12 protein-coding genes and 3 pseudogenes are annotated in these 17,354 nt (G+C 68.1%); 12 read left to right on the top strand and 3 right to left on the bottom strand.

Going from position 1 to position 17,354, the window contains the following annotated elements:
- Positions 1-76: 76 nt before the first annotated feature.
- Entirely contained in the window at positions 77-499 is a 423-nt protein-coding gene (locus ACPCJR_RS06385) for a MerR family transcriptional regulator (RefSeq protein WP_003596825.1), read from the bottom strand.
- Positions 500-563: 64 nt separating this feature from the next.
- Between ACPCJR_RS06385 and ACPCJR_RS06380 the strand changes: the two genes are divergently transcribed.
- The 3 genes and pseudogenes from ACPCJR_RS06380 to ACPCJR_RS06370 all read left to right on the top strand — a co-directional run bounded on the left by ACPCJR_RS06380 (position 564) and on the right by ACPCJR_RS06370 (position 3,986).
- On the top strand, positions 564-2,702 hold the full coding sequence (locus ACPCJR_RS06380; RefSeq protein ID WP_003596824.1) for a heavy metal translocating P-type ATPase: 2,139 nt from the start codon (positions 564-566) through the stop codon (positions 2,700-2,702).
- A 225-nt stretch (positions 2,703-2,927) separates the two neighbouring features.
- Positions 2,928-3,356, top strand: coding sequence for a MerR family transcriptional regulator (locus ACPCJR_RS06375; RefSeq protein WP_026105497.1), 429 nt, complete (start codon positions 2,928-2,930; stop codon positions 3,354-3,356).
- Between the two features lie 163 nt (positions 3,357-3,519).
- A pseudogene (locus tag ACPCJR_RS06370) lies at positions 3,520-3,986 on the top strand (VIT1/CCC1 transporter family protein).
- A 68-nt stretch (positions 3,987-4,054) separates the two neighbouring features.
- On the opposite strand, the gene ACPCJR_RS06365 reads toward ACPCJR_RS06370, so the two are convergent.
- Positions 4,055-4,414: a helix-turn-helix domain-containing protein gene (locus ACPCJR_RS06365; RefSeq protein ID WP_166060448.1), complete on the bottom strand. Its 360-nt coding sequence runs from the start codon at positions 4,412-4,414 to the stop codon at positions 4,055-4,057.
- Positions 4,415-4,598: 184 nt separating this feature from the next.
- Here ACPCJR_RS06365 and ACPCJR_RS06360 point away from each other — a divergent pair, with 184 nt between their 5' ends.
- From ACPCJR_RS06360 to ACPCJR_RS06320, 9 genes and pseudogenes are all read left to right on the top strand, one after another.
- Positions 4,599-5,576 (top strand): DUF6634 family protein, encoded by a 978-nt coding sequence (locus tag ACPCJR_RS06360; protein ID WP_166060447.1) that lies wholly within the window; start codon positions 4,599-4,601, stop codon positions 5,574-5,576.
- 133 nt (positions 5,577-5,709) lie between these two features.
- Positions 5,710-6,984, top strand: a complete 1,275-nt coding sequence (locus ACPCJR_RS06355) for a metallophosphoesterase (protein WP_166060446.1) — start codon at positions 5,710-5,712, stop codon at positions 6,982-6,984.
- A gap of 523 nt (positions 6,985-7,507) precedes the next feature.
- The gene (locus tag ACPCJR_RS06350; protein ID WP_318284238.1) at positions 7,508-8,188 is read left to right on the top strand and encodes a metallophosphoesterase; all 681 of its coding nucleotides are present in this window, start codon (positions 7,508-7,510) and stop codon (positions 8,186-8,188) included.
- A 269-nt stretch (positions 8,189-8,457) separates the two neighbouring features.
- On the top strand, positions 8,458-9,054 hold the full coding sequence (locus tag ACPCJR_RS06345; protein WP_238307886.1) for a hypothetical protein: 597 nt from the start codon (positions 8,458-8,460) through the stop codon (positions 9,052-9,054).
- Between the two features lie 48 nt (positions 9,055-9,102).
- Positions 9,103-11,184 (top strand): AAA family ATPase, encoded by a 2,082-nt coding sequence (locus ACPCJR_RS06340; RefSeq protein ID WP_238307887.1) that lies wholly within the window; start codon positions 9,103-9,105, stop codon positions 11,182-11,184.
- A gap of 144 nt (positions 11,185-11,328) precedes the next feature.
- Entirely contained in the window at positions 11,329-12,213 is an 885-nt protein-coding gene (locus tag ACPCJR_RS06335; protein WP_318284237.1) for a 3'-5' exonuclease, read from the top strand.
- Positions 12,214-12,433: 220 nt separating this feature from the next.
- Positions 12,434-12,913, top strand: a pseudogene (locus ACPCJR_RS06330) (hypothetical protein); the annotation flags it as partial.
- 2,018 nt (positions 12,914-14,931) lie between these two features.
- Positions 14,932-16,015, top strand: a pseudogene (locus tag ACPCJR_RS06325) (IS630 family transposase).
- Between the two features lie 66 nt (positions 16,016-16,081).
- Complete coding sequence (locus ACPCJR_RS06320; RefSeq protein ID WP_003596801.1) at positions 16,082-16,330, top strand: hypothetical protein; 249 nt, start codon at positions 16,082-16,084, stop codon at positions 16,328-16,330.
- 90 nt (positions 16,331-16,420) lie between these two features.
- Here the strand turns inward: ACPCJR_RS06320 and ACPCJR_RS06315 are convergent, their stop codons facing one another.
- Positions 16,421-16,552: a hypothetical protein gene (locus ACPCJR_RS06315; RefSeq protein WP_276518062.1), complete on the bottom strand. Its 132-nt coding sequence runs from the start codon at positions 16,550-16,552 to the stop codon at positions 16,421-16,423.
- Between the last annotated feature and the right edge of the window lie 802 nt (positions 16,553-17,354).

The raw sequence follows: 17,354 nt of genomic DNA, 5'->3' as shown, positions 1-17,354 counted from the left end.
TCCTCTAGCGACTGGAGGAGCAAGGGGTTTCGAACGTGGTGAGCGCATAAAATCCAATTCCGCGTGGCCGTAGGCATCAGTGAACCTCGTGCAGGCATTCACCGTGATCGGCCAGCACCTCGACGATGCGGCATTCCCGGACACTGCCCCGCGAGCATTGATCCAGCATCGCCTGGACCTCCACCCTCAACCCGGTGAGCCGCGCAATCCGGTCGTCGATGTCAGCGAGATGCCGGCGGGCGATTGCGTCTACCTCCCCGCACGGGCGTTCCGGCTGCTCGGCGAGATCGAGCAGCGCGCGGATGTCCTCGATCTCAAATCCGAGTTCACGCGCGTGCCGAATGAACCGAAGCCTGCGGACGTCGGCCGCGCCGTAGGTCCGCCGGTTGCCTTCCGTTCGGGACGCGCGCGGCAGGAGTCCGCGCTCCTCGTAGAATCGGATGGTCGGCACCTTCACGGCTGCCTGCCGCGACAATTCCCCGATTGCGATGGGCTTCAAGATATTTGCTCCTCTAGTCGCTAGAGGAAGTAGGGTCGCCTTAACCACAAGGAAGGCACCCGCCGTGACCGAAGCAGCGACCCTGGACAGGACCGACGTCCCGACGACCCGCCTGCGGGTGACCGGCATGGACTGCGCGTCCTGCGCGGCGAAGGTCGAGGCCGCCGTGCGCCGCCTGCCCGACATCGCGCAGGTGCAGGTCTCGGTGGCCGCCGAGACGCTCGCGGTGCGTCACGGACCCGGGACCGATGCGAGAATGATCGCTGACACCGTCCGCGGCCTCGGCTACGGGGCCGAGGACCCGGACGCCGTGGCGTTGGGGGATACCGCTGAGACACCTTGGTGGAGGGCGCCGAAAGCCCTGCTGGCGGCTTCCTGCGGCGCGGCCCTGGTGACAGCCTACGCGCTCGGGCACGTCGCGCCGATTACCGAGCGCTGGGCTTTCCTCGCGGCCATGGCGGTTGGGCTGGTGCCGGTTGCCCGACGAGCTATCTTGGCCGCCCGGCATGGGACGCCTTTCTCCATCGAGATGCTCATGACGATCGCCGCCGTCGGCGCGACCGTCATCGGGGCGACCGAGGAGGCGGCGACCGTCGTCTTCCTGTTCCTGATCGGCGAAGTTCTGGAGGGCGTCGCTGCCGGTCGAGCCCGGGCGAGCATCCGTGGGTTGACCGGTCTCGTCCCGGAGACGGCGCTGCTGGAACGCGACGGCACGACTGAATCTGTGCCCGCCGCGAGCCTCAAGGTCGGCGCCACCGTGCTGGTGCGGCCGGGTGACCGCGTCCCGGCGGACGGGACCATCCTCGACGGCGGGAGCGACGTCGACGAGGCGTCGGTCACCGGTGAGAGCGTGCCGAGGCGCAAGGAGCCTGGCGACGCAGTCTTCGCCGGGACGGTCAACGGCGACGGGGCGCTCCGCGTCCGGGTGACCGCGGCTGCCAAGGACAACACCATCGCCCGGGTGGTGCAGCTGGTGGAGGAAGCGCAGGAGGCGAAGGCGCCGACCGAGCGCCTGATCGACCGGTTCTCCAGGGTCTACACCCCCGCCGTCGTCGCGGTGGCCACCTTGGTGGCGGTGGTCCCGCCGCTTCTCACGGGCGGCGCGTGGGGGGATTGGGTCTACAAGGGGTTGGCGATCCTGCTGATCGGCTGCCCCTGCGCGCTCGTCATCTCGACGCCGGCGGCCATCGCGGCCGGCCTCTCGGCCGGGGCCCGGCGCGGGCTTCTCATCAAGGGCGGCGCCGTCCTGGAGCGGCTGGCCTCGGTGACGACGGTCGCCTTCGACAAGACGGGAACCCTGACGGAGGGCAAGCCCGTCGTGACGAACGTGGTGGCATTCGGGAGGTCCGAGCGGGACGTGCTGTCGCTGTCGGGCGCCCTTGAGGGTGGCTCCTCGCACCCGCTCGCCCGGGCCGTGCTGGCCAAGGCCGCCGAGGCCGGAGCGCCGGTGCCCCCGGCATTCGGGGCCCAGGCATTCGGCGGCAAGGGCATCGCCAGCAAGGTCGGGGGGCTCGACTTGTTCCTTGGCTCGCCGAGGGAAGCCGGCGCGCGCGTGCCGTTCACGCCCGATCAGGAGGAGCGGGTCTCCGGGCTCCAGGGCGAGGGTAAGACCGTGTCCGTGCTCCTCGCGAACGGGGCGGTAGCCGGGCTGCTCGCGATGCGAGACGAGCCCAGGTCCGACGCGAGGGAGGGGGTCGACCGCCTTGCGTCGCTCGGCGTCGGCGCGATCATGCTGACCGGCGACACCGCGCGGACGGCCTGGGCCGTGGCGGCCGCGCTCGGCATCGAGGTGTGGGCCGAGCTCCTGCCTGAGGACAAGCAGCGGATCGTGCGGGAGCGCCAAGCCACTGGCGCCGTGGTGGCCAAGGTCGGCGACGGCATCAACGACGCGCCGGCGCTCGCGGCCGCGGACGTCGGTATCGCGATGGGTGGGGGCGCCGACGTGGCGCTTGAGACGGCGGATGCGGCGGCCCTGCACGGACGCGTCGCAGACATCGCCCGGATGATCGAGCTTTCGCGCCGGACGCTGTTCAACATCAGGACGAACATCGCCCTGGCGCTCGGCTTGAAGGCAGTGTTCCTGGTCACGACGGTTCTAGGGGTCACCGGCCTATGGCCTGCCATCCTGGCGGATACCGGGGCAACCGTGCTGGTGACGGCAAACGCGCTGCGGCTCCTTGGAGAGGGAAGATCGAGCGCCTGAGGCCCTTCACGTTCCCACCATGGGAGGTCCCATCCGTGTGCGACGTCATCAACGGGAGAGCGTCACGCAAAGCTTCAAGGTCAAAAGGATGGGCTGCGGCGGCTTAAAACGGTCGAGTGACGGATGGCGTTCGGACAGTTCGTCGGAGCCATCCGCTTTCGTGCCCCCTTCCCATCGAGGAGGAAGGAGAGTGCAACCTCTAAGGACTGGAGGTTTGGCCGGGATATGAACATTTCAATCGGAGAGCTGTCGCGCCGCACGGGCGTGAAGGTGCCAACCATCCGCTACTACGAGGGAGCAGGCTTGATGCCGGCCCCGACCCGCACCGAGGGCAAGCAGCGTCGCTATTTGGAGACAGAGATATCCCGGCTCAATTTCATCCGTCATGCGCGCGAACTCGGATTCGAGATCCAGGCGATTCGCGAGTTGCTGGCTCTGTCCACCGAGCCGGACCGGTCCTGCGCGGAGGTGGACGGCATCGCCCGTCGACACATGGCCGAGGTCGAGCGTCGAATCGGGCAACTCGTGGCTTTGCGCGGAGAGTTGCGGCGCATGGTCGAGGCATGTGGCCACGGTCGGGTGGGGGAGTGTCGGGTGATCGAGACGCTGGCCGACCATCGACAGTGCGCGCATGAGCACGGCCGCATCTCCTGAATCCGGGACCTGCTCAGGAAAAGCCGGGCAAGCTTGCGCCGTGTCGGCCATGACGCAGCGCTGGTTTATCCGCCACGAAAGTTTCAGCTCGTGCTGCGGTCAAAGGTCTTTCGGATGAACACGTTGGGCCTGCCGACCCTTGCTGTTCTCGCCGTAGCCGTAAATAGGACCCGCACAGCACCTTATCGACCGTGCCGGCTGGCTTCGCGTCGCGGCGCTTGGCGCCAACGATGGACCCGTATCGACCGCGAGCCTCAGCGTCGGCGTCGCGGTGTCCGCCACGCACAAACGGGGAGATCCTGATGGCTGGCGCGATGTCGATGGCGGTCGGGAAGTGCCCTTCGGTCAATTCCCGGTCCGAGACCGAGCGGGCTGACCGCGAGCGGCTCGAACTCGCCGACGACCCCTGGCGAAGCGCCAAAATCTCGCTCGCATCTACGTCGAGCGCGGGCCCGAATACACGGAGGTAGCGGCCTCGCTGGTGTTCCTCGCCATTCTCGGCGCCCTCGGGGCGAAGGCGGGTGGTGCCGCAGTGCCGCGGGCGACGGTACAGTACAGGTGACGTTCCGGGGATCACTCGCCGTGGGCGTCACCGCAGGCATCGGGAGCCTCGTCGGCAAGGTCGTGTGACGAGGCTCGAAGGCAGGACGGGGTGAGCCTGGAACGCGCCGAGAACCGCCACCGAGGGATTTCGAGCCTCAATCCCCCTGCGACCCACGCCTGCCGCGGGCGGGGCGCGGCTTGGCGGAACCGCCCGAGGGACCCGGGTCGGAGACGATCCCGGCTTCCTGGACTCCCTGTCCGAAGGGAACCGCCGGGACGCCCGCCTCGGTTCTCCGCCCGCTCACGACCACGCCGACGTATCCCTCGCCCGCGATGAAACGGGCGCCCGCGTCGCGAAGGGCCGAGACCAGACGCTCCGCAAGCGCGACCCGGATTGCGATGAAGCCGTTCTCGTAGTCGTTGATCGACTTCTTCGAGACGCGCGCCAGCAGGTGAAGCTCTTGCTGGGTGAGACCGACCAGCAGGCGGGCGGCTTGGCATAGGTACCCTGGCACGGTCCGGTCCGGAGGGAAATCCGCAGCCGAGGCGAAGTCCACTCCCCGAGACGCGTCGGGCGAGGCTTGAAATACTTTTATAGCACAGGTATAATTAGGGTCTTCAACAAGCACCGCAGCCTGCCCGCCCCCGCCCGACCGATTGTCGAGCGGGAGGGCCGCTCTCCGCCTTTGGGGTTCCGCCATGATCATCGCGCTGTTCGGCGGCGATGGCCGTGCCGTTGGCACGCACGCCGCCTTCCTGATTGCCCTTGCCGCAGCCTCGGTCGGCACCGCCACGACGCTCCTGCGCGTCGTAGGCGCTCACGAATCCCGGCTGCCTCGTCTCGACAGCGTGCCGGACACGCTGCGCGTTGTCGAGCTTTGCAGGGACGGTCCCTCCTTCGCGGAGGACTTCCCGCGGGAGACGGCCGCCGATCCCGCGCGACGCCTCGTGGTGCTCGACCTGCCGCCGGGGTGGGCGGCGGACTGCCCGGTCGATCTCGGGGAATGTCCCAGGGTGATCGCCGTCGGACCGTCCGTCCTCGAACGTGCCATGGCCGTGTCCATGCTGCGCGCGACCGCGCATGCCGCCGTCCCTTGGCTGCTGGGGTGCGGTTTCCCCTCACTCGGAGCGTCCGACCGAACCGTGCGCGACACGGCGGCGGCCGCGGGCCTGGACGACACCTCGATCCGCGTAATCCCTCGCGGCCTGCCGGCTCCGCTGCGGGACGCCGCCGCCCCGGCCCATGGATCCCTGCTCGCGTCCCTGTCCGTTCGCGCTGCGCTTCGCGTGCTGAACGCGGTCGTACCCGGTGCGGTCCCGATGCCGGGGCATCCCGGCGACGTGATCGCTCCCGTCCTGGCCGGGATGGGCGAGGCGGACCGCCGCGACGCGCAGGACCGGCTCCGGGACCTTGCCGATGCCTTGGACGCCGCGGAGGACGGCGAATACCCGTCCGCGGAGGAACTCGCCGCCGCCCCCGTCCTTGAGGAATGGGAGTTCGGGATGCGGCCGGTCGCGGCGCTCGTCGGTCGCGTCACGCACCATCCGGACTTTCCCCCAGGTCGCCGGGTCCGAACCTCGGAAGTCTACGTTTCCGACCGTCGTACCTGGGCGCGCACCTATTCCAGGCTCTACCGCCTGGGACGGCCCGCCGGTCCGCGTCCCTCCCTGCAGTAGCGCACCGTCTCCCTTTCCGTCGAGGCGGGTCGCCCCTCCCTCGCTCGAAAGGCGGAAGCCGGTCCCGCCCGTCGAGATGTGGGCGGGGGAGCCCTCGCCGCCTGTCCGGGCGGCCATGCGAGGATGTCAGGAGATGCCCGTGCACCCCCAAGGCGAACGTCGCTGGGCGCTGCCGGCGGCGGGCGGTTCGACGTCCCTCACCAGGTTGTGGCGGACGGTCGGGCCGGGCGCCCTCGCGCCCGATCTGGCCAAGCCGTTGCTGGCTGCGGCGACGGCTGCCCTCCAAGGGTCCGGTCCCTCCGTGGCCGCCTCGGAATGGGAAGACGCCCCGGCGGCGCTCCGCGACGCCCGGGCGGTCCTCGGACGATGCGGTCCGGCGCATCCCGACGTCGACGTGGTCGCCACCGCGGCGCTCGCGCTGGCGCTTCGCGGCGAAAAGGCTGCCGCGACGTTCCTCGCCGATGCGCTCGACCGTCTCGCCGCCGACGGGACGGGCGGACCGCACCATGCCCGGTTCGCCTATGCGTGGCGGTCCCGGGTGGAACTTAAGCCGGCGGGCGTCTCCGCCGGGAGCGACGACGGGGCGCCGGACCGGCTGCGGCTTCCGGGTGACGACACCGAGGGAGAACCGATGCGCCTATGGATCTTTTCGGACCTGCACATCGACATCGGGAGTCCATGGACCCCAGCCTCGATCCCCAGGGCCGATCTCGCGGTGGTCGCCGGCGACGTCGGCGAGGGCCTCGTCAAGTCAATCGCGTGGCTCGCCGCGACGGTCCGGCCGCATATGCCGGTCGCGTTCGTGGCCGGAAACCATGAATTCTACCGTCGATGCCTGCCGGACGAGTTGCAGGCGGGGCGCGCGGCCGCGATGGAGGCCGGAATTCACCTCCTGGAGAACGACACCGTCCGCTTCGGCGACGTCGTGGTCTCGGGATGCACCCTGTGGACGGATTACGAGCTCGACGGACCGGCGACGCGGGTCCCCGCCATGCGGGACGCACGCGTGGGCCTCAACGATCACCGCCTCATCGCCTGGAGCCGCAAGCCGGAGTGGCGGCGGTTCCGGCCGGAGGAGGCGCTCGCGCTGCACCTCGCGTCACGCCGCTTCCTCGAAACCGCGCTCCGGTCCGCCGCGGACGCGACGACGCGGGCGCACGTCGTGGTCACGCATCACGCTCCCGCGGCGGGGAGCGTCGCGCCGCGGTTCCTCGGCAAGCCGCTCAATGCCGCCTACGCGTCGCGGTTGGACGACCTGATCGAGGCCGGTCGGCCTTCGCTCTGGGTCCACGGGCACACCCATACGCCGTTCGACTACCGCCTCGGCGGGACCCGCGTGCTCTGCAACCCGCGAGGATATCCCGGCGAGAACCCGCGCTTCCAGCCCGGGCTGGTCGTCGAGGTCTGAGACCGCCCGGGGCGGCCGCCCCGCCCTGACTGCCTCCCGCAAGCCGAGAACCGATGGAGACGCCCTTGCCGGACTTCGCCCGTGAGCCTCGTGCGCTAGGATGCCGGGGAGCACCTCCGCCGCATCCCATTCCGTTCCGCTCCCAGGGCTCGACCGGAACGGGATCGGCGGCCGCCGGGGGCCTACGATGACGCGGCATGTTCGCCCCCCTCGTCGTGTTCCGGGTGCCGAGGTCCCGGAGCCGTTGCCGCTTCCGTTTCGGCCCCGAGCGCGGATCGACCCGACGCCCGAGGTGCGGACGGCCTGTCCAGGACCGGCCTCCGTCGGGAGCCGAAGGGAGAACGCGAGGTTCTGGATCCTGTCCGACCTGCTCATCGACCGCAATCCCGGGTTCCGGCTCCCCGATCCGCTTCCCGAGTTCGACGTCCTGCTGGTGGCGGGCGGAGTGGCCATAGGGCTGGACGTCGCGTTGAACTGGTTGGCGCGCGCCCTGGACGGCAGACAGGGAAACAGGCCCGTCCTGATGGTGGCGGGCAGCGCGGAGCTGTGGTCCGAGACGCCCATGGTGGAGGCGGTCGCCCGCGGCCGGGACCTCGCCCGGGACCTCGGCATCCACCTGCTCGCCGACGATGCGGTACGCATCGGTCCCGAGGCCGGCGGCGGGACCGTGGTGGTCGGGGCGACCCTGTGGACCGACTGGTGCCTCGAAGGGAGCTTCGAGGGCCGCCTAGCCAGGGTCGCGGCCCGCCACAGCTGGGCGGATTGCCGGCGCGTCCTGCTTCGGCGGGGGCGCCCGTGGTCGCCGCTCGACGCCCTCGGGGCCCATGCAAGGTCGCGGGGATACATCGAGGACGCCCTCACCAGCATCGTGTGTCAATCGCTGAACGTCGCGAGGGGACCCGGGACGCTCGTGCCCGGTGTTCGCCCCGGGGACCGCGCCGTCGTGCTCACCCACTTCGCGCCTTCACGCCGTTCGCTGCCCGACGCCTGGACGGGATGGCTCGGGGACGCCTGGCTGGCAGCCTCGCATGCCTCGGACCTGGAGGATGTCATGCACGCCTGGGGGGCGCCGACGCTCTGGGTCCACGGCCGGGCCGTCGCCCCGGCGGATTACCGCATCGGCCGGACCAGGGTCGTCGCCAATCCCTTGCGGCGGTGGGATGCGGCCGATGCCTTCGACCCAGCCTTGGTGGTCGAGGCCTGAGATGGGAACGTCGACCTACGGCCCAGGGCCGCCCGCACCAAGCTCCCCGGACAGGCCGACGGGCATCGGGAGCCGGGAAAGGTTGGGCCGGTACGGCGCCCATCGCTGACTTCCCGCCTCGGGCTGCCGCCGCCACGACTTTTCCCGGCCGCCAAAGACAGCAATGGCTTGATCGTCTTATATACCGCAGGTATAATATAAGCATTCTCGAACGTCGTGGGCATTCCAACAGCCGGGCCAACCGGGCTGGGCGCTGTGAAACCGAGCCCGTGCGCAGCGCGGCGACCGCCTATTCGCCCATCGGGTCGTTCCGGCTCCCCGTGGGGGCACGGGCCAAGTTTTTCGAAAGCGTGACGGATTCGCTGACCGCCTTGGAACGGGCGGGGCCGCTGGAGGTGGACATGGCATCGGAGCCTGGCCGAGTGGTTTCGACTTCGGTTTTGCGGCACGCGATCCGAACCCCGCGGCGCGGCGTGCCGCCCGTGGTCGAAGTCGGCGTGGTGGCGGCTTGGCGTACGTACCCGCCCGGACGCCTCGACCGGGCGGAAGCAACGGCCCTCGCGCGGCTGCTGGCGACGACGTCGATACTCGGCGAACCACGCTGGTCCGCGGCAAGGGACGGGGACGCGGCCGCGGCCACGGCGCTCGCGATCCGTCACGTCCGCACGTGCGGCGCGGCTTCGGTCGCGTCGGATCTCGTGATGGGCAATCTCCTGCTGATGGCCGAGCGCGGCGACGCGACCGCGCCGGCGGTCATCGCCTACGCCCTGCGCGCGCTGGCACGGCGCAGCGCCGACGAGCGCCGGCTCATGCGCCTCGCGGCGCGATGGGCGCGACCGAGGATGCGCAAGCCTCGCCGCCGCTGAACCATGGGCCCCTCACCATCGAAGTCCCACGCGAAGCCGGAGGATGCCATGCCCGAACCGAACGAGGCGGCCTGCGCGATGGCGCGCGCCTTCGTCGAGGCGTTGCGGAAGGAAGCCGCGAGCCCGGATCCATCATGGTGCCTGGACGAAGCCGAGCTCGACGCGCTCGCGCTCGGCCGGCGGGAGGCATCACCCATGCCCCGGCTGGCCGCCGACGTCGTGGCCGCCGCGGTCATGCTGGGGCGCGCGTTCGCTCCGGCAGGACCTCCCGCGGCCGATGACGGCTTCCCCGTCCTACTGGTGCGCGTATCCTCTCCGGATTGGGTGGAGCCGATGCGGTGCGTCGTGGGACCCTGCCTCCTCGGACTGGGATGGAGGGTTCGGGATGGCGAGGGCGGGCGCGGGGCCTGGAACGACCGCAGCCGGCGGGAGGTCGTCGTGTTCGCGCGTGACGGGGCCTCGCGCGAGCATAGGCCCGACCGCGGCAACGAAACCGTCGGCGCGGCCGTGGTTGCCGGCGTCCCGCTCATCGGCGTCGCGTCGGATCCCGCCAGGACGCTGCCGCGCGACTTCCTGCGCGCCGTCGACCGGGAGGTTCTCGTCGCTCCGCTCGACGCCGAGGTGCTGAGCCTGGTGATCGAGGCGGTGACCGGCGAGGTTCCGCCTCTCGCCGCGCTCGGGGACTGCGTGTCGGTCCGGGCCGCTGCCGACCTTCGGCTCGGTATCCGCCCGGGTCGTGGAGCATCCGAGGCCCTGGAGCGCCTCGGGCGTTCGCGCCAGCGAGAGAGGCAGCGCACCGCGAACGCGCCCCGCCTTGAGGATACGCTCGGTCTCGGAGCCGCCCGGGATTGGGGGCTCGGCTTGGTGGCGGACCTACGGTCGTGGCAGGAAGGGATCATCCCGTTCGCGGCCTGTGAATCGGCCGTCCTCGTCAGCGGGCCGCCCGGCACGGGCAAGACGCGGTTCGCGGCGGCCCTGGCCCGAAGTGCAAACCTACCGCTTCATCCGGGCTCCCTCGCGCAGTGGCAGGGCTCCCGTGACGGACATCTTGGCCATACCCTGGGCGCCATGCGGCAGTTCTTCGAGGAAGCGCGGCGCTCGCCTTGCGTGGTCCTGATCGACGAGCTCGACTCCTTTGGTGATAGGAATACTTTCTTAGAACATCATCGTGACTACTCCAGCCAGGTCGTCAACGCCCTCCTGGAACACCTCGACGGCGCCGTCGGCCGCGAAGGGGTCGTCGTCGTCGGCACGACCAACCATCCTTCGAGGATCGATCCTGCGATCTTGCGCTCGGGGCGGCTTGAACGGCACTTTCGGATCGAGCTTCCCGGTCTCGACGCGCTGACCGGCATGCTGGTCCAGTATCTCGGGACCGACGCCGATGACCTCGACCTTGCGCCGGTGGTCCCGCTGCTGCGGGGCATGACGGGTGCCGACGTCGAGGCGCTGGTGCGGCGGGCGCGTGGCAGCGCGCGACGGGCCGGCCGCACCCTCACGGTGGACGACATCCTGGCAGGCTCCTCGGATGGGACGCCGGCGCTCGGGGATGGGCTCCGGATGCGCTGCGCCGTCCACGAGGCCGGGCATGCGGTCGCGCTCCTGGCCAGCGGCGCGAGCGGACCGGTGACGCTAACCATCGCCCCGACCGGCGGCCTGACCGAGCATGCGCTCGTCGATGCCTACGGAGCCCTGACCGAGGGCGACTTCGAACGGTCCCTGGTGATGATCCTGTCGGGCCGCGCGGCCGAGGAGGTGCTCCTGGGCGACGTCTCCGCCGGCGCGGTCTCGGATCTCGCCGAGGCGACCCGATGCGCCGCGGCGATGGAGGCGTCGTGGGGGTTCTCGGCCGATTTCCCGCTGCTGTCCCTGGCCCCCGCCCAGGACATCGACCTGGCCCGGATGCCCTGGCTGATGCGCCCGGTCCTTGAGCGGCTCCGGCTGGCCTACGAGCGCGCGTGCGACCTCATGCGGACCGAGCGCCTCGCCCTCGAACGGATCGCGGAGGCCCTGTTCCGCACGGCCTACCTCGACGACGCGGCCACCCGGGCGTTGTTCTCGGGAAAGGCCGCCTCCCCCCGACGCCGCGCCGGTCCGGGCCGCGGTGCCCGCCGCACGCACGACACCTGAAATGGAGAGGCCATGACGTCCTTCGTACGCCGACCGATTGCATGCCGGGACCCGTCCGCGTCGCGCTCACCCGCCCGTCGCCCGCTCGCGGAACGGACGTTGTTCGACGCCGCCACACCCGGGGCGGAGGCGCGCCCCGACACCATGCGACATCCCTTGCGCCGCCGCGACTTCGACGAGGGCAGCCCGGACACGTTGATGATGCTGGACATCGAGACCGTTCCGGACCCGACCCTGACGCCCGCGGATTGGCCGGCCGACCGGTTTCCAAAGGCCATGTGGCATCAGGTCGTCGCCATCTCGGTGATCGAGGCGGGGGTCGGTCGCGACGCGGGCACGGGCGTCGAGACCTACGAGTTGCGGTCCTGTCGCAGCGGCGGCGAACCGGGATGGGACGAGGCACGTCTGCTGCGCGCCTTCTGGAGGCTCTTCGAGGGTGGACGGTACAGGCTCGTCACCTGGAACGGCAGGGCGTTCGACATGCCGGTGGTCCTCGCCCGCTCGTTGATGCACGGTCTCGCGGCCCCCGCATGGTTTCTTCGCGGAACGCGCTGGGCCAATTACGGGCAGCGCTACGCCCAGGACTGGCACCTCGACCTCATGGATGCGATCTCATCCTTCGGGGCGGCCTCGCGTCTCACCCTGGAGGAGGCTGCGGCGGCGGTCGGCGCACCGGGCAAGATGGGCGAGCACGGGTCCTGCGTCGCCGAATTGGTCGCGCGCGACGAACTTAGTCGGGTGCGGGACTACTGCGAGACCGACGTGGCGAACCTCTACGTCATCTTCATGCGCTGGGCGCATCTGACGGGTAGGACGGATGCCGCGGGCCACGATGCAGCCGTGGAGGGATTCCTGCGCTACCTTGATGCGGAGGGGCCGGCCCGTCCGCACTTGGCAGCCTTCGCGCGGGAATGGCGACGGACTGGATCGCGCGCGCCGATGCATGTGGGTCGAACGACCGGGTCGGGTGCGGTGGTGGCTGGTCCGGACGCCTGTCACGGAGCGCGACGGAGCTCGCTCGGGGCCTGAGGGCCGGGTCGCGGGGTAGCCAATCCTCGGGATGCGCCATGAGCGGGCGGCGGGACGCAGGTCCCGCGCCCGGATCCGCCGGTCCGGCGTGAGTGCGCGATAAAACCGGGCGTTAGCCATGCGTGAGTCGAAGGCGTCGAAAGCCATCGGGGTAAATCGACCGTAATGGCTGGCGTGCGAACGATCGGGCAACGGCCAGCAAGCCCAGGGGAAACAGCCGATGACCCTGCCGCGCCTCTCGCGACCACTTGAACATAGCCGCGCTTGGGTGGCGCTCGGGGTCCTGGCACCTATCAGCATGCTGATCGTGTCGGCATCGATGCTCCTCGATCTTCGTCGCGATGCCTAGGACAAGGCCGAGCAGACCTCCAGGAACCTCATGCAGGTCATCGAGCGCGACATCGTGCGCAACGTCGAGATCATCGACCTTTCGCTGCGGGCCGTCGTCGACAACCTGCGCGCGCCCGAGACCGGGGAAGCGAGCCCGAAGGCACGGCAGATGATCCTGTTCGACCGTGCCGCGAGCGCCAGGGACCTCGGCGTGATGCTGGTCCTGGACGGGAACGGCGACAGCAGCCTCGTGATCACTCAGAACCAGTACGCTGCCGGTGTCGCTGCTCGCTCAGACGTGATCACCGCGCAAACCCAGCTTCAGACAACCGAAGCCTTGAGCATTGCGGTCGAGCTCAGCCGGGCGACACTGACGACGAACAAATGAAGACTATGAGAAGTCGCCTCGCAGATGATGACACAACTAGATCGCAAAATCGATATTAGACTGAGCCGAAACCGGATCTACCGTTGAGCATCCGGCCCCGACGACAAATAATAGTATAGCAGGCACACTCGACCGTGCTCAGTAACCGTAGTGGTAATCAAAGCTCGGAGCGTAACCACAACCGTAGTGGCCGTAGTATGGGCTGTGCGCCACGAGCCCACCGAGCGCCAAGCCACCGATCAATCCAGCTGCAACGGGGACCCCGTAGTAACCCCGCCTATGGCCGTAATGTCCGTGTCCTCTGCGGTAGCCGCGACCGCTATAGTAGCGGCGCCCATAGCCAAAACCACCATACCCATAAGTGCGACCGTGGCCGCCATAGTACCTGTGGCCTCCGCCATGGCCGCCATAAAACCCATGTCCTCCGCCATGGCCGCCATGATGGCCTTGAGCCTGGGCCGCACTCGGAATGGCCACGAGGCTGCCGACGAGCGTGACCGTCACTCAGTGCCGTCTTCACCCTACCAAGACGAGCCATAACTATTTCTCCTTTGCGTTGCGCGTCCCTTCCCGAAGACTCGTTTGAGCGGGTCAAGGCCCTCTGCCTTGCCCAACGCCTGAACGCACGGGTGCGATCTGGCAGGCTCTGCTGAATGGTGTTTTCATCCCACCTCGCCCGCGCGCTTGGCAGGAGCGTTCCATCACATGACTTCGAAGAAAGCAAATAAGGTGAAGAGTTATACAGTAATAAAAATATATTTTATAGCCACAGCTAAGCTGTAAATTCCCCTTGTTTGTACGTCAGCTTCAGAAGCAACTGAATTGATCTGTGCTAGTCGGCCTAGACAATATCGTTGAAATGTAGACGAGGGGCGACCTGTAATGGCCACCCGTCGCTTATTCACAGCTCTTTTTATCTCAAGGCGTCAGTGACGTTCCCGCGGGGCATCGCCATGGTGTCCCTCTCGACGCTCTTCGTGGTGCTCTCTGCGAGGTTCATGATGGCCGCCCTCGCTACGCTCTTCGACAACGCGTCGTCCGTGGCTATCGCCTTCCACCCGAACCCCGCCCGGATTGACATCGATATGCTGAGCGAAGACTGCTGTTGGAGATACGGCAAAGGCCGCAGCGATCATTGCTCTTGCTGACTTTTTCATCACGACATCATTCTCCTGTGCTCGGATTTGGAAGAAAAAACATGGCTGTGCTTTGCTTCCGGATCGGATTTCGTTACGTCGGAGAATTATTCTGAGTAACGAACTATTTGCCGTCATCCGATGACTGAGTCCCGCCAACCTCGCCTAATGCTTGGGCTCAAGACAATCTTTGCGGGATCAAGCTTCTAGTTTGTGTCCCTAGTGGCCACCACCCCTGTGATGACCGCCGCCACCCGAGCGTCCGTGCCCACCGGAATAGCCATGTCGCCGACCGCCGCCGTGCCCACTGTACGATCTGCGATGTCCGCCGCCATAGCCGTGCCGACCGCCGCCACCGTGACCGCCGTAGCCGCCACCATGACCGCGGGAATGACCGTAGCCATGGCCTTGGGCGGCTGCCGGTTCGGGGATTGTTGCCAAGCCAAAGCCTAGTGCGAGCGCAGCAAAGCCAGCGATGAGTGAGGCTCTGAATTTAGACGTACGTGTCATGGAATAAACTCCGCAATTACGGGGATCGATTTCGTGTGGCGACCTTGGCAGGTTCAACGACCGCCGCCGAAGACGATGTGAACAGCGAGCGGCGGCGGGTGCGCATTTCCTACAGGCACGTAACGCTCGACGGGACGGAAAAGTCGAAGTCTCGTTCCAAAATGATCCGCAAACGGCCGTTTTCGGCGCAAAGCCGGCGACGAGCGAGGCAACCAGGAATTGCTGCGCTTAAATTGTCCCGCATCTCTGCTGCACAATCAGCGTACCCATAATACCAATCGGTACGGGTGAGGACTCGCGGGTTTACGCGGAAGCGGCGGATGTGATTCGATGTGGCAAGCTAGGAGGTTTGCCATGTCGAAGGCCGTGGATCTGCGCGAGGATTTCGATGCGGATACCCTGCGACGTCTGGCGCGGAAGAGCCGCGATGCCGGTCAGAGCCGGCGGCTTCTCGCGCTGGCCGCGATCTACGAGGGTGGGAGCCGGACGCAGGCCTCGCGGATCGGCGCGGTCGGCCTGCAGACGGTGCGCGACTGGGTGCTGGCCTTCAACGCGGCCGGGCCGGACGGCCTGATCGAGCGCAAGAAGCCCGGCCCGCGGTTCAAGCTCGACGCGGCCCAGCGGCAGGCGCTCGCGGTTGCCATCGAGGAAGGGCCGGACCTGCAACGGGACGGCGTGGTGCGCTGGCGGCTGAAGGACTTGGCGGCTTGGCTGTTCGCGCGCTTCGGCGTCAGCCTCGACGAGAGCAGTGTCGGACGGGAGGTGAAGCGGATGGGCTATGCCAAGCTGTCGGCCCGTCCGCGCCATCATCAGCAGGACCCGGCGGCGCTGACGGCGTTTAAAAAAACCTCCCCGCCCGCGTGAGCGCGATCCGCGCCCAACTGCCAGTCGACACGCCGCTCGAACTCTGGTGGCAGGACGTCCTTCGAGAGCCTCAGGATGAGAGCCCGCGTCGGTCAGAAGAACACGGTCCCGCGCCGGTGGGCGCGCAAGGGCAGCCGGCCCACGGCGCCCAAGGATCAGCGCACGGCGTCCGCCTACATCTTCGGGGCGATCCTGTCCCGAGAAGGGCAAGGACGCCGGTCTCGTCCTGCCCCGCTGCGCCACACCGGCCATGAACGCGCATCTGGCCGAAATCAGCCGCGCCGTCGATCCAGGCGCGCACGCCGTCCAAATCCTCGACGGCGCCGGCTGGCACGTCGCCGCCGACCTCGTCGTCCCCGACAACTTCACCTTGCTGACGCTGCCGTCTCATGCGCCCGAACTCAACCCGGTCGAGAATGTCTGGCAGTTCCTGCGCGAGAACTGGCTCGGCGACCGGATCTTCGACTCCTACGAGGACATCCTCGATCAATGCTGCGAGGCTTGGAACAAGCTCGTCGCACAGCCTTGGATGATCATGTCGCTCGGACTGCGCGAATGGGCCTATCGGTTATGAACCATGCCGATTGGTATTAGCCGGCGCTTGGACCACGTGCGTTCTGAGGAGTTCTGGGATCGCGTGATGCACGAAGCCTACGAGATCCTGCCTGCGCAAGGCAGCATGTCGGTTGCGGACATCATGGTTCGGCTGCGAATGACGACGCTGAAGGGCGGCCGCTTGGTCAAGGAAGCGCTATCCGAGGGGATGCCGCGCAAGAAGATCGAGATCAGCGTCGAATACGAGCGATACTTCCAGAGGGTTGGCAAGGACGCCTATGCGCGCCTCCCAGGCTGGGACGGCGCGCTGGGCAAGCGGACGCGCGCCGGGTAGGGTTGGCGAAGTGTCCGGCGCCTCCCGAGAGCGCCGGCGGGCTAAACTCACCTGGACCTCAGGAAGGATTGGCGCAGCTTCGGCCCTGCGTCACCAAAGGTCCTCCTCGTCGAGACGCTGCAGGGCCGAAACATGCAGCCGCAAGCTGTCCGATAGCTCGCCTCGGACCAAGGCGAGGTCCCCGAGTTCGTCGAACGCGACGTCGAGCAGTTCGGGACCCATCACCTCGACGAAGGCTCCTTGGGTCTCCTCATCGTATTCGGTGGATTCGACGACGCGATCTGATACCGCCCTCAGCCTGCCCAACCGTTCCCTGGTCGGCGGAAGGCGCCGGCGTGTGGCCCTTCCGGTTGAGCTTGACGGAGCCTTATCCTGCTCAACGTCGCGCGGACTCGCGTGCCTCATCGTCTCACTCCCGTTGCTAGAGTGCGCTTCGTGTCTGGGGAACCGGAGTCGTAAATCGTCTGACACCGGTCGCGGCCATGTGCTCGCGGTCGGTGCGGTTGATCTGCAGGGCGGGGCAGCCTACCGCCCGGGGGACTTCGACGTCGCGATACCGTCCGACCACTGGCGCAGGGGCAGCCAAACCCTATCGGCACTTGGCGGCACCAGCGTCGTATTTATATCGCCAGTATATTCTACCGCCGATCCGCCTGCTTGACCATCACCCTCGCCGCGCCGGACCAGGATGGTCGTGTCGACCTGTGGATTGCGGGAACTTCGGTAAGGGGAATTCGGCAACGGCCCGGCAGCACCGACGACAGGCATAGGGTCAGTGCTCTCCGGGATGGCCCTGGGGGCCATCGGTTCCCACGTCATCTCGGTCAGCGGCTGTGCTTTTGCTCCTCAGGAGCAGGCCGATTGCTCCGAGCCTAGCCGCCCGGCAAACGTCGTGAATGCCCTTCACGGGCTGCTTGGTACGGACCGAAGCCGACGCCCTGGACACCTGCCCGTACCGACGGAGCATTCGCAACGGGGACTGGGACGACAAGGTCGGAGGTGGCGCTCGCGGATATCGCAAGTC

The organism is Methylobacterium sp. NPDC097929, assembly GCF_049543375.1.
Classification (GTDB): Bacteria; Pseudomonadota; Alphaproteobacteria; order Rhizobiales; family Beijerinckiaceae; genus Methylobacterium.
This window is presented reverse-complemented; position numbering and strand designations above follow the sequence as displayed.